At 57.3% G+C, this 12852-nt stretch carries 14 protein-coding genes; 4 read left to right on the top strand and 10 right to left on the bottom strand.

The window, feature by feature from the left end:
* Positions 1 to 16: 16 nt before the first annotated feature.
* On the bottom strand, positions 17 to 796 hold the full coding sequence (fpr, locus tag ACGJAX_RS12065) for a ferredoxin-NADP reductase (RefSeq protein ID WP_003443014.1): 780 nt from the start codon (positions 794 to 796) through the stop codon (positions 17 to 19).
* 135 nt (positions 797 to 931) lie between these two features.
* On the opposite strand from fpr, the gene ACGJAX_RS12060 reads away from it, so the two are divergent.
* Positions 932 to 1858 (top strand): LysR family transcriptional regulator, encoded by a 927-nt coding sequence (locus ACGJAX_RS12060; protein ID WP_390959075.1) that lies wholly within the window; start codon positions 932 to 934, stop codon positions 1856 to 1858.
* Here the strand turns inward: ACGJAX_RS12060 and ACGJAX_RS12055 are convergent.
* The 3 genes from ACGJAX_RS12055 to ACGJAX_RS12045 all read right to left on the bottom strand — a co-directional run bounded on the left by ACGJAX_RS12055 (position 1855) and on the right by ACGJAX_RS12045 (position 3895).
* Positions 1855 to 2217, bottom strand: coding sequence for a diacylglycerol kinase (locus ACGJAX_RS12055; protein WP_090317026.1), 363 nt, complete (start codon positions 2215 to 2217; stop codon positions 1855 to 1857). The two genes, ACGJAX_RS12060 and ACGJAX_RS12055, sit on opposite strands and share 4 nt — an antisense overlap.
* Positions 2218 to 2293: 76 nt before the next feature.
* On the bottom strand, positions 2294 to 2944 hold the full coding sequence (erdR, locus tag ACGJAX_RS12050; RefSeq protein WP_247254863.1) for a response regulator transcription factor ErdR: 651 nt from the start codon (positions 2942 to 2944) through the stop codon (positions 2294 to 2296).
* A gap of 207 nt (positions 2945 to 3151) precedes the next feature.
* On the bottom strand, positions 3152 to 3895 hold the full coding sequence (locus ACGJAX_RS12045) for a tRNA-uridine aminocarboxypropyltransferase (protein WP_247254864.1): 744 nt from the start codon (positions 3893 to 3895) through the stop codon (positions 3152 to 3154).
* 190 nt (positions 3896 to 4085) lie between these two features.
* On the opposite strand from ACGJAX_RS12045, the gene ACGJAX_RS12040 reads away from it, so the two are divergent.
* Entirely contained in the window at positions 4086 to 4508 is a 423-nt protein-coding gene (locus tag ACGJAX_RS12040) for a PA3611 family quorum-sensing-regulated virulence factor (protein ID WP_247254865.1), read from the top strand.
* On the opposite strand, the gene ACGJAX_RS12035 is transcribed toward ACGJAX_RS12040, so the two are convergent.
* Positions 4509 to 4709 (bottom strand): hypothetical protein, encoded by a 201-nt coding sequence (locus tag ACGJAX_RS12035; RefSeq protein ID WP_390959072.1) that lies wholly within the window; start codon positions 4707 to 4709, stop codon positions 4509 to 4511.
* Positions 4710 to 5191: 482 nt separating this feature from the next.
* Here ACGJAX_RS12035 and ACGJAX_RS12030 point away from each other — a divergent pair, with 482 nt between their 5' ends.
* The gene (locus tag ACGJAX_RS12030) at positions 5192 to 6310 is read left to right on the top strand and encodes a TIGR00730 family Rossman fold protein (protein WP_390959070.1); all 1119 of its coding nucleotides are present in this window, start codon (positions 5192 to 5194) and stop codon (positions 6308 to 6310) included.
* 43 nt (positions 6311 to 6353) lie between these two features.
* Here ACGJAX_RS12030 and recX read toward each other — a convergent pair whose 3' ends face one another.
* The 5 genes from recX to ACGJAX_RS12005 all read right to left on the bottom strand — a co-directional run bounded on the left by recX (position 6354) and on the right by ACGJAX_RS12005 (position 9997).
* Positions 6354 to 6821 (bottom strand): recombination regulator RecX, encoded by a 468-nt coding sequence (recX, locus tag ACGJAX_RS12025; protein ID WP_390959068.1) that lies wholly within the window; start codon positions 6819 to 6821, stop codon positions 6354 to 6356.
* An 8-nt stretch (positions 6822 to 6829) separates the two neighbouring features.
* Positions 6830 to 7882 carry a recombinase RecA gene (gene recA, locus ACGJAX_RS12020; protein WP_090317008.1) on the bottom strand — a complete coding sequence of 351 codons (1053 nt, stop codon included), beginning with the start codon at positions 7880 to 7882 and terminating at the stop codon, positions 6830 to 6832.
* 83 nt (positions 7883 to 7965) lie between these two features.
* Positions 7966 to 8466: a CinA family protein gene (locus tag ACGJAX_RS12015; RefSeq protein ID WP_090318348.1), complete on the bottom strand. Its 501-nt coding sequence runs from the start codon at positions 8464 to 8466 to the stop codon at positions 7966 to 7968.
* A gap of 167 nt (positions 8467 to 8633) precedes the next feature.
* Positions 8634 to 8984 carry a phage holin family protein gene (locus ACGJAX_RS12010; RefSeq protein WP_390959066.1) on the bottom strand — a complete coding sequence of 117 codons (351 nt, stop codon included), beginning with the start codon at positions 8982 to 8984 and terminating at the stop codon, positions 8634 to 8636.
* Between the two features lie 278 nt (positions 8985 to 9262).
* A complete protein-coding gene (locus tag ACGJAX_RS12005; protein WP_248916828.1) occupies positions 9263 to 9997 on the bottom strand; it encodes a S24 family peptidase in 735 nt (244 codons plus the stop codon).
* A 188-nt stretch (positions 9998 to 10185) separates the two neighbouring features.
* On the opposite strand from ACGJAX_RS12005, the gene mutS reads away from it, so the two are divergent.
* Positions 10186 to 12765, top strand: coding sequence for a DNA mismatch repair protein MutS (mutS, locus tag ACGJAX_RS12000; protein ID WP_390959064.1), 2580 nt, complete (start codon positions 10186 to 10188; stop codon positions 12763 to 12765).
* The last annotated feature ends 87 nt before the right edge of the window (positions 12766 to 12852 follow it).

The following is a 12852-nucleotide window of genomic DNA, read 5'->3' as shown; positions in this document are numbered from 1 at the left end:
TACGGGTGACCTACGGTCACTTCTCGACGAACGCACGCTCGATCAAGTAATCACCCGGCTCACGCATCCGTGGCGATACTTTCAGGCCAAAGCTGTTCAGTACTTCGCTGGTCTCGTCGAGCATGCTCGGGCTGCCGCACAGCATGGCGCGGTCGTCCTGCGGGTTGATCGGTGGCAGACCGATGTCGCTGAACAGCTTGCCACTGCGCATCAGGTCGGTCAGGCGGCCTTCGTTCTCGAACGGCTCACGGGTCACGGTCGGGTAGTAGATCAGCTTGTCACGCAGCGCTTCGCCGAAGAACTCGTTCTGCGGCAGGTGCTCGGTGATGAACTCGCGGTAGGCGACTTCGTTGACGTAGCGTACGCCGTGGCACAGGATCACTTTTTCGAAGCGCTCGTAGGTTTCCGGATCCTGGATGACGCTCATGAACGGCGCCAGGCCGGTGCCGGTGCTGAGCAGGTACAAATGTTTGCCAGGCTTCAAGTCATCCAGTACCAGCGTGCCGGTAGGCTTCTTGCTGATGATGATCTCGTCGCCTTCCTTCAGGTGTTGCAACTGCGAAGTCAGCGGACCATCAGGTACCTTGATGCTGAAGAACTCGAGATGCTCTTCCCAGTTCGGGCTGGCAATCGAGTAAGCGCGCATAAGCGGGCGGCCATTGGGCTGTTGCAGGCCGATCATCACGAACTGACCGTTCTCGAAGCGCAGGCCCGGATCACGGGTGCACTTGAAGCTGAACAGAGTGTCATTCCAGTGATGAACACTGAGGACACGCTCGTGGTTCATGTTGCTCATGTACGGGGACTCCTGGAGATTTGTCTGCGCGCCCTGCGAAAAATAGCTGGCTTCGCACAATTGCATCGCATTCTAAAGGCAGCGACAATATCTGTTAAATGGATTATTAAGATAAGGGTTATCGGTTATATCGATATGCGATTTACTCTCCGTCAACTGCAAGTATTTGTCGCCGTCGCCCAGCAGGAAAGCGTGTCCCGTGCCGCGGGCCTGCTTAACCTCTCGCAATCGGCGGCGAGTACCTCGATCACCGAGCTGGAACGCCAGTCGAGCTGCCAATTGTTCGACCGCGCTGGCAAACGGCTGAGCCTCAACGCCCTTGGTAAACAGCTGCTGCCGCAAGCAGTGGCCATGCTCGACCAGGCCAAGGAAATCGAAGACCTGCTCAATGGCAAGTCCGGATTCGGCTCATTGGCGGTAGGCGCAACCCTGACCATTGGCAATTACCTGGCAACCCTGCTGATTGGCGGCTTCATGCAACGCCACCCGGAAAGCCAAGTGAAGCTGCATGTGCAGAACACTGCTAACATCGTGCATCAAGTGGCCCACTATGAAATTGATCTGGGTCTGATCGAAGGCGATTGCAGCCATCCGGACATCGAAGTGCAAAGCTGGGTCGAAGATGAACTGGTGGTGTTCTGCGCGCCCCAGCATCCACTGGCCAAACGCGGCACGGCTACCATGGATGAGTTGAGCCACGAAGCCTGGATTTTGCGCGAGCAGGGTTCGGGCACGCGACTGACCTTCGATCAGGCCATGCGCCATCACCGAAGCGCGCTGAACATACGCCTGGAGCTGGAGCACACCGAAGCGATCAAACGCGCCGTGGAGTCCGGACTGGGGATCGGTTGTATTTCGCGGCTGGCGCTACGGGATGCGTTCCGGCGCGGCAGCCTCGTACCGGTGGAGACACCGGATCTGGACCTGGCGCGACAGTTTTATTTCATCTGGCACAAACAGAAGTATCAGACATCGGCAATGCGTGAGTTCCTCGATCTGTGCCGCGCCTTCACCGCCGGGGTTCAGCGCAGCGACGAGATCGTACTGCCGACGATTGCTTAAAGCAGAATCACTGCCCACACCAGCGCGATCATGCTCAATGCCACGAGTTGCGCGGCACTGCCCATGTCCTTGGCGTTTTTCGACAATGGGTGCAATTCAAGGGAAATACGGTCGATGGCCGCTTCCACCGCCGAATTGAGCAACTCGACAATCAAGGCCAGCAGACAGACTGCAATCAACAGCGCCCGCTCGACACGGCTTACGCTCAGGAAAAAAGACAGCGGAATCAGGATGACGTTGAGCAGTACCAGTTGCCGAAAAGCCGCTTCGCCGGTGAAGGCTGCGCGTAGACCGTCCAGAGAATAACCAGAGGCGTTGAGGATGCGTTTCAGGCCGGTCTGGCCTTTGAAAGGTGACATAGGGTATGCAACTGACCAAAAAAGAAGTGGGAAAGCTAGATTAGCCACAGTCAAAAAAGCGTGAAGACGCCTTTCCTTAATGGCTCGGAATTGACTCAAGTTGTTGCAGAAGCAGCGCGGCCTGGGTTCGGGTCCGGACATTCAGTTTACGGAAAATCGCGGTTACGTGAGCTTTGATCGTCGCCTCGGAAACACTCAGCTCGTAAGCGATCTGCTTGTTCAGCAGCCCTTCACAGACCATGGTCAACACGCGAAACTGCTGCGGCGTCAGGCTCGCAAGGCCCTCACTGGCCGCCTTTGCCTCATCGGAAACACTGACGGCCTCGAACGCTTGCGGTGGCCAGTAAACATCGCCATCCAGGACCGCTCGCACGGCTTTCTGGATCACACTCAGGTCACTGGACTTGGGGATGAAGCCACTGGCGCCAAATTCACGGGACTTGACCATGATCGTGGCTTCTTCCTGAGCCGAGACCATGACCACCGGAATTTGCGGATACTGACCGCGCAACAATACAAGCCCGGAAAAACCGTAAGCACCCGGCATGTTCAGATCCAGCAACACCAGATCCCAATCAGCCTTTTCTGTCAGACGGGTTTCCAGCTCGGCAATGCTCGCCACTTCGACAAGACGGACATCCGGGCCAAGACCCAGCGTCAACGCTTGATGCAAGGCCGAACGAAAAAGCGGGTGGTCATCGGCAATCAGGATTTCGTATGTGGCCATTTTCAAATGATCCTGTTCTTCAAACACTCAAGGTGCAGCCACGGAGCCGCACCAGCAGGGCACGTTCAACGCCAATCACGTGGCTCTCACGTTAAAGAAACGGCGTATGAATCCTTGGCCGCGCCCCAATCGGCGCCAAGCATGCCCAGCGTAGCCGGGGTGGTCAAGGTGCATGGCCCGGACAGTTCTTTGCAGTATGGGCGACAATCAGTTCATTGAGGCGGCACTACCCTGCACGAACGGCATCAACTCGGCGTGCGCCGGTGTTTCAACGTTCATTTCAAGCTGACGCTTGGCATCAAGGTAATGCTGGCTAAACACGTCGAAATAAGCGTCCAGTGCCGATGCAGCCTGCACATCGCCTGCAAGATCGAGGCACAACGCCGCGACTTCCGCGGTGCACAGGTGTTCGCTCCGGGTAGAGCGGCGCAATTGATAGCGGGAGAGTTTTTCCGGCAGCAGGCTGAGGATCGGCAATGCGTCGAAGTAGGGACTTTTGCGAAAAATCTTGCGTGCTTCGGTCCAGGTCGCGTCGAGCAATATGAACAGCGGCCGCTTGGTGCTATCAAGCGTCACGCTGTGGGTTACCCGCTCAGGCGCGACGTATTCGCCCGGGAACACCAGGTAAGGCTGCCATTGCGGGTCGGACAGCAATGCCAAAAGCTCTGGGTCGACCTCGGTGCGCGACCAGATGAACGCGTGATTGTCACGAACCACATCGGCGATCAACCAGCCGGTATTGCTCGGCTTGAACACTTCCTTGTTCGTCATGATCAGGCACACACCCGAGCGGGTTTCCACCAGCGGACGCCACGCGCACAAGCAATGGCTCTCGATCACACGACAGGCACGGCAACGGGTCGCCCGCCAGCCACGGGCCTGAATCGGCTTGATGCCTTCTTCTTCGCGCTGATCGCGCAAGCGGGCTACGGCGTTAGGAGCATGGCTCATCGCGTGCAACGCCGAAAAAATGGGGAAATCGACACGTACAATTCTCGGCAAGGCAATAAAAGTCGGCAGTTTAACAGAGCGATGAGCGCAATCCTGTACCGTCCCGACCACCTCCCCTATAATTCACCGCCACTGAACGCACAGTCACGTGACTGGTCGAAGCACTCAGTCACTGAATCAGGAGAGTTTCATGCTGCGCCTTATCGTTCCCACCGCTGCCATTTTGCTGGCGGCGTCCTTCAATGCCCAGGCTGCGTCCCTGAGTGAACAGAATCTGAACAAAGAGCTGCAGAACGTCGCCACCCAAAGCAGTGTTGGCACTCCACGGGCGATCAATGAAGACATTCTCGATCAGGGCTATACCGTCGAGGGAACGACGCTGATTAACCATCTGAGCGTACAAAGCAGCCACGCCAACAAGATGCGCGCCGATCCAAAAGCCGTGTATTTCCAACTCGGTGCCGCGGTATGCAACAACCCGTCGTACCGCAAGCTGATGGCCAAAGGTGCAACCATGCGTTACGACTTCACCGAAGTGAAGACCAATCGCGCGGTCGGCTCTGCCAGCTACCAGGAATCGGATTGCCCGAAAGCCCCTCAGAAGAAAAAGTAATCAGTGAGACTTGGCGCGCCGCTGTTCATCTTCGGCGCGCAATTCCGCCACCAACGCCTGCAAGTAACGTGAACGCCGCTCCGCGTCCATAAGACGCCGGCAGCACTCCTCCTCAAGACTTAGATGATTGGTCTCGGCTGATGACTTCAGCAATCGATACAGTTGCGTATCGATCTCTATTTCCAGAATGACTCTGGCCATGGCTCCCGCCTCCTTGCTCCTCGCTCTTTTGAGCGACAAATCCTTAAACCGCTCGTACGGTGCGCCTACCCTTGACGCCAAGTTGTCGTGATACACCTGTAGGTTAGTTAATCAGAATGCTGCTCCTTGGGCGTGCCTTCAGACGAGTGGTGAAACCACCTCGCAAATCGTCAATAAGCGGTTGCCAGGAAAGACTTTGCGGCGCAATGATCAAGGCAGCGAAAATTTCCGCGAGGGTCTAAATTTCAACGTATCCACAATCACTTTTTCAGGGCAGGAAAGGGGCCGCCCGTAACGTATTGCGTTGTGCGAACGTTTCTTCAATCCAAGGAAAAACAGAACCTCTATGGATGACCCGCCAATCATTCGGGTTATGTGGATCGCCCAGGCATGGGCTTGGGCAGACAACGACACAAGAGGTGTCGTGGTGGCGACGAACGAATTCGTCGCTACCGAAGGTTCTGTGCAGAAGGAGAAGTTGAATGCCTTACCAACCGAATGACCTCTTGAGCCGTCATTTTGAACAAAGCGGCCACGACCTCATCAACAAGGTCGAAGAACAACTCAACCTGGTCTCACCCAACAGCCCGAATATTCCGATTTACCGCGACATGATCCTGACCGTGCTGCGCATGGCCCAGGAAGACCACAACCGCTGGAATGCCAAAATCACCCTTCAAACCCTGCGCGAATTGGAGCAGGCCTTCCGCGTACTGGAGCAGTTCAAAGGACGGCGTAAAGTCACTGTTTTCGGCTCGGCCCGTACGCCTATAGAGCATCCGCTGTACGGAATGGCCCGTGAACTCGGCGCCGCACTGGCCCGCTCAGATCTGATGGTTATCACCGGTGCCGGTGGCGGTATCATGGCCGCAGCCCATGAAGGGGCTGGCCTGACACACAGCCTGGGCTTCAACATCACTCTGCCCTTCGAACAACACGCCAACCCGACCGTCAACGGCACCACCAACCTGCTGCCCTTCCACTTCTTCTTCACGCGCAAACTGTTCTTCGTCAAGGAAGCCGACGCGCTGGTGCTATGCCCAGGTGGCTTTGGCACGCTGGATGAAGCACTGGAAGTACTGACGCTGATCCAGACCGGAAAAACGCCATTGGTGCCGGTCGTGCTGCTGGACGCTCCCGGCGGCAAATTCTGGCAGGTCGCGTTAGACTTCATTCACCAGCAATTGGTGGAAAACCGCTACATCCTGCCCACTGATATGAAACTGGTGAAACTGGTCTACTGCGTCGATGAAGCGGTAGAGCACATCAACCAGTTCTACAGCAACTTCCACTCCAGCCGCTGGCTCAAGCATCAATTCCTGATTCGCATGAATCACACACTCAGTGACCGGGCGCTCGAACACATGCAAGTGGCGTTCGCCGATCTTTGCCTGAGCGATCATTTCCATCAACACGTCTACAGCAGCGAGGAACATGACGAAGCCGAGTTCAGTCATCTGGCAAGACTGGCATTCAACTTCAATGCCCGTGATCATGGCCGGCTGCGAGAACTGGTGGATTACATCAATCTGCCGGAAAACTGGGCGCAGTCCCAACCTCAGGTGCAACAGCACACTCGTGAAACGTCAAAGGTTATCTGAGGCATAAAAAAACGGCCCGCTATGCAATAGCGAGCCGTTTCAGTCAATCATCCATCCCTCGGCCACTGAACAAGCGGCTGATCATTTCCATGGAGTACCCCCGATACGCCAGGAACCTGCCTTGTTTGGCACGCTCCCGGGTGTCGATTGGCAAATGCCCGGAAAACTTGCGCCGCCAGGTGTCTTCCAGATGTACCTGCCAGTCTATTCCGCTCTCGCGCAACGCAAGGTCGATATCGCTGCGCTGCAGGCCACGCTGGCTCAACTCTTCGCGAATGCGCATGGGACCGTAACCGGAGCGAGCTCGGTAGGAAACGAAGCTTTCGAGATAACGGGATTCAGATAACAGCCCCTCTTCCGTCAATCGGTCGAGTGCTGTTTCGATCATTTCAGGGAGAGCGCCGCGCTGACGCAGCTTGCGCGTCAGCTCGACTCGACCATGCTCGCGACGTGCGAGCAGGTCCATTGCGGTTCGCCGCACCGCGACGAGGGTATCGAGTACGGCGGTCATCGGTTCTATCAGATATCAGCGTCAGCCAGGTCATCTTCAGTCTCTTTGACTGGCGAAGCCTTGACGTCCGGCGCTGGGGTCAGCAGTTTGTCGCGAAGTTGTTTCTCAAGGGCCGCAGCAACTTCCGGGTTATCCGCCAGGAACTTGGCCGAGTTGGCTTTACCCTGACCGATCTTGGTGCCGTTGTAGGCATACCATGCACCGGATTTTTCAACGAAACCGTGCAAAACACCCAGGTCGATCATCTCGCCATTGAGGTAGATGCCCTTGCCGTAAAGAATCTGGAACTCGGCCTGCCGGAACGGCGAAGCCACCTTGTTCTTCACAACCTTGACGCGGGTCTCGCTACCAACGACTTCGTCACCTTCTTTCACTGCGCCAGTACGGCGGATATCCAGACGAACCGAAGCATAGAATTTCAGTGCGTTACCACCCGTGGTAGTTTCCGGGCTGCCGAACATCACGCCGATTTTCATACGGATCTGGTTGATGAAGATCACCAGGCAGTTGGCGTTCTTGATGTTACCAGTGATCTTACGCAGCGCCTGGGACATCAGACGGGCTTGCAAGCCCACGTGCATGTCACCCATTTCGCCTTCGATTTCTGCTTTTGGCACCAGCGCCGCCACGGAGTCGACGATGATCACGTCAACGGCATTGGAACGCACCAGCATGTCGGTGATTTCCAGTGCTTGCTCGCCGGTGTCCGGCTGGGAAACCAGCAGGTCGTCGACGTTGACGCCCAGCTTGCCGGCGTATTCAGGATCGAGGGCGTGTTCAGCATCGACGAATGCGCACGTCGCGCCAGCTTTTTGAGCCTGGGCGATCACGGACAAGGTCAGTGTGGTTTTACCGGAAGATTCAGGACCGTAGATTTCAACAATACGGCCTTTTGGCAGACCGCCAATGCCCAATGCGATATCCAGCCCCAAAGAGCCGGTGGAGATGGATGGAATCGCCTGACGGTCCTGATCGCCCATACGCATTACGGCACCCTTGCCGAATTGACGTTCGATCTGACCCAGGGCCGCAGCCAAGGCTTTCTTCTTGTTGTCGTCCATTAAAGTCCTCACGTAATCAATAAGGCCTGACGGCCAACACCTGTATAAGTAGACAGTATTATTCCACAGCGTTCGAGGATCGCCTACCCCTGATTTGAGATTTCTCCGGCGGCATGTCGCAGCAGCCCCTCTAGCGCGGCCTTCACCGTTTGTCGGCGAACTTCGTCGCGGTTGCCCGGGAAGTGTTGCAACTCACTGAACACTTGCTCGCCCACGCCCCAGGCCAGCCATACGGTGCCCACTGGTTTGCCTGGCGAGCCGCCGTCCGGCCCGGCGATGCCGCTGACCGCCACGGCAAAACGCGCATGGCTTTTTTCCTGTGCGCCACGGACCATGGCTTCGACGACCTCGCGACTGACCGCCCCCACTGTTGAAAACAACTCGGCAGGGACATTCAACTGCTGGGTCTTCTGGCGGTTGGAGTAAGTAACGTAACCCGCCTCGAACCATGCCGAACTACCCGGGATCCGGGTTATCGCTTCGGAAATTCCGCCGCCCGTACAGGACTCTGCTGCGGTGACATGGGCGTTGAGAACCTGCAAGCGTCTGCCGAGTTCGGCGGCCAGTTGTGTGATTTCTTTCACAGTCATCTCCTGATCGGGCGGAATGAGACCTACCGTACACGAGCGAACCATGCTTGCAAGTTACGGAGTCGATCGAAATGTTAGCGAGCACGCGCTCTGAGATAGGTACGACTCGTGACCGACCCGCGCAAGAAACGCAGTCACGCGTTTGGGTGTATCGACGGGATTCATTGTTGGTCCGGACGGGAATCTCGGGGCGGCATTTCACAAATGCCAATCCGCCTGGCCGCCCAACGCTCATAAAGACCGATCGCCACGTCCGCACCAGCCATCGCGGTGAGGCACCCGAAGGCGCCTGCGACCCAGATCGACAGGCCGGCGGCATACAACAGCATGATCGCCGAGACCCCGCCGACCATACAGGCCCCGGAGCGCAGGACCAGCCGTCGCAGCAGCGTCCAGCCACGAGCGCCATCCTTGTCGGCGCGCCACATTTCACCTGACAGCCCACCCACTAAGGCAAGCACGATGACCAGCCAGATTGGCATGTCCAACAACGCTTGTTGCTCAATTGTCATGTCACGCCTCCTGGGGTAATTGATGGGCGATGTGCAAGTGCACTTAACCATTACGCAGCCTTGCTTTAGATACGCAGAGAACTTCGGTTAGATCTGCTTTATAGAACGCCTTGACAGCAAATTTATGCATCAATGCATATTCAGTCAATGACAAAATGCATTTGCTCATACATTAAAAATGCACCAGCGCACAAAAACGCCCATAAACAGGGATGCCGGGCCTTTTGGCAGGCGAAAAAAAACCCGCCTGATGACGGGTTCATCTGACAGTGACAAGATTATCGGGCGTACATGCCCCACCAGAAGACATGACCGAGGATGACGATTTGCTCCTCCTGGATTTCCTGGAAGGTGTAGTCCTCGTCCGGGTGTTCTTCGCGATTGAAGCTGCGCAGCCGAATTCCGGTAGGCAGGCGATAAAGCTGTTTCACCCGCAGTTGACCGTTGTGGTTGATGGCATAGAGGTCGCCATCGACGATGTCGCCAATCCCGCACTTGCCGGCATTGACCCCGACCGTGGCGCCGTCGCGCAGCACAGGCAGCATGCTATTGCCACGCACGGTCACGCATTTGGCCTGGTCGAATTGCACACCATTATGGCGCAAGCTGCGCTTGCCGAAGCGCAGACTAGAGCGCTCACTCTCTTCGATGACGAATCTTCCCGATCCCGCAGCCAATTCAACTTCTCGAAGAAAGGGGACCGACACCTCGTCGTCATCGACAGGGGTATCGTCGTCCCACAGACTGATGTCCTTGAGTTCAGGATGCAATTCATCGCGTCTCCCATGGTAGGCCGACGCGACATCTGCGCGACCGCGCAACTGATCGGTGCTCACGGCGAAGTACTCGGCGATCTTCGAGATGTGTTTATCCGACGGGTCGACGATCTTCCCGCTGAGGATCCGCGAGAGGGTGGATTGAGGCACGCCAGTGCGACGGTAAAGCTCCGTGGGGGAGATCCCGTGCTGGTCGAGCAGTGCTCTTAAGACGGTAGAAACGTTGCGTTTTTGCATACCCCACATAGTGCTTGTTCTGTTCCCGGAAGACAAATGCATAATTGCATAAATTAGTAGAAGCAAGCCGCGAGGCGTTCATGCCTGCGTCCGGCGGACCGCCCATGTTAATCTTGCGCCCATTGCGGAAAAGCCCGGCGATTGCCCCGCTTTTGCCCCACACCTTTCAATGAGTTTTCCGATTCCCGATGAATAAAGCCCTTTCCGACCTGTCCTCCCACACGCCGATGATGCAGCAGTACTGGCGCCTGAAGAACCAGCACCCTGATCAGTTGATGTTCTACCGCATGGGCGACTTCTACGAGATCTTCTATGAAGACGCGAAGAAGGCCGCCAAGCTGCTGGACATCACCCTGACCGCCCGTGGGCAGTCGGCCGGGCAAGCGATTCCGATGTGCGGAATTCCTTACCACGCCGCCGAAGGTTATTTGGCGAAATTGGTGAAGCTTGGCGAGTCGGTGGTGATCTGTGAACAGGTTGGCGACCCGGCGACCAGCAAAGGGCCGGTGGATCGCCAGGTCGTACGGATCATCACGCCGGGGACAGTGAGCGACGAAGCGCTGCTGGATGAGCGTCGAGACAACCTGATCGCCGCGGTACTGGGTGACGAACGCCTGTTCGGTCTGGCAGTGCTGGACATCACCAGCGGCAATTTCAGTGTGCTGGAAATCAAAGGCTGGGAAAACCTGCTGGCGGAACTGGAGCGGGTCAATCCGGTGGAGCTTTTGATACCGGATGACTGGCCGAAAGACCTTCCGGCGGAAAAACGTCGCGGGGTGCGTCGCCGTGCGCCGTGGGATTTCGAGCGTGATTCGGCGCTGAAAAGTCTTTGCCAGCAATTCGCTACCCAGGATCTGAAAGGCTTCGGTTGCGAAAACCTGACCCTGGCCATCGGCGCCGCCGGTTGCCTGCTGGCTTACGCGAAAGAAACCCAGCGCACCGCACTCCCACACCTGCGCAGCTTGCGTCATGAACGCCTGGACGACACCGTCGTACTCGACGGCGCAAGCCGGCGCAACCTGGAGTTGGACACCAACCTGGCCGGCGGTCGTGACAACACTCTGCAATCGGTGGTCGACCGTTGCCAGACGGCCATGGGCAGCCGCCTTCTGACCCGTTGGCTGAACCGCCCGCTACGCGACCTCACGGTATTGCTGGCCCGCCAGACGTCGATCACCTGCCTGCTCGACGGCTATCGTTTCGAGAAGCTGCAACCGCAGCTCAAGGAAATCGGCGACATCGAGCGAATTCTCGCGCGAATCGGCCTGCGCAACGCTCGCCCGCGTGACCTTGCGCGATTGCGCGACGCCCTCGGTGCACTGCCGCAATTGCAAGTGGCGATGACTGAGCTTGAAGCCCCGCACATTATCCAACTGGCCAAGACCACCAGTACCTACCCGGAATTGGCGGCATTGCTGGAAAAAGCCATCATCGACAATCCGCCAGCAGTGATTCGCGATGGCGGTGTATTGAAGACCGGTTACGACAGTGAGCTCGATGAACTGCAATCACTCAGCGAGAACGCCGGGCAGTTCCTGATTGACCTCGAAGCACGAGAAAAGGCCCGCACCGGCCTCTCGCACCTGAAAGTTGGCTACAACCGCATTCACGGTTACTTCATCGAACTGCCAAGCAAGCAGGCCGAATCAGCACCGGCTGACTACATCCGCCGCCAGACGCTCAAAGGCGCCGAACGCTTCATTACACCGGAACTGAAAGCCTTCGAAGACAAGGCGCTTTCGGCCAAGAGCCGTGCCCTGGCGCGGGAAAAAATGCTCTACGAAGCGCTGCTCGAAGACCTGATTACACAGTTGCCACCGCTGCAGGATACCGCTGCGGCGCTGGCCGAGCTGGACGTGCTGAGCAACCTGGCCGAGCGCGCATTGAACCTCGACCTGAACTGCCCGCGCTTCGTCAGCGAGCCGTGCATGCGCATTACCCAGGGGCGTCACCCGGTAGTTGAGCAAGTTCTGACCACACCGTTTGTCGCCAACGACCTGAGCCTGGACGATAACACTCGGATGCTGGTGATTACCGGTCCGAACATGGGCGGTAAATCCACCTATATGAGGCAAACCGCGCTGATCGTGCTGCTGGCACACATCGGCAGCTTCGTGCCGGCGGCCAGTTGTGAGCTGTCCCTGGTCGACCGCATATTCACCCGGATCGGCTCCAGTGACGATCTGGCAGGCGGACGTTCGACTTTCATGGTCGAAATGAGCGAAACCGCCAACATCCTGCACAACGCCACCGAGCGCAGCCTGGTGCTGATGGATGAAGTCGGGCGTGGCACCAGTACTTTCGATGGTCTCTCCCTGGCGTGGGCGGCAGCGGAGCGCCTGGCGCACCTGCAGGCCTATACCCTGTTCGCCACCCACTACTTTGAACTGACGGTCCTGCCGGAAGCCCAGCCGTTGGTGGCCAACGTGCACCTCAATGCCACCGAGCACAATGAACGTATCGTGTTCCTGCACCACGTCCTGCCGGGGCCTGCCAGCCAAAGCTATGGCCTGGCGGTTGCGCAACTGGCCGGCGTGCCGAGTGAAGTGATCTTGCGTGCCCGAGAGCATTTGAGCCGCCTGGAAGATACCGCCCTGCCGCATGAGGCGCCCAAGCCCGCCAAAGGCAAGCCGGCCGCGCCGCAACAAAGCGATATGTTCGCCAGCCTGCCCCATCCGGTACTGGATGAACTGGCAAAACTCGACCTGGATGACATGACGCCGCGTCGCGCGCTCGAAATGCTCTATACACTAAAGACACGGATCTAACGCATAAGCTTGCAAGCTGTTAGAATCTCGCGCGGTTTGGGATGCTGCAGGCTATAGCCTGGCCTGCAGACTATCGCTCTCAAACCT

This window comes from Pseudomonas moorei (assembly GCF_042846945.1).
GTDB classification, from domain to species: Bacteria; Pseudomonadota; Gammaproteobacteria; order Pseudomonadales; family Pseudomonadaceae; genus Aquipseudomonas; species Aquipseudomonas moorei.
This window is presented reverse-complemented; position numbering and strand designations above follow the sequence as displayed.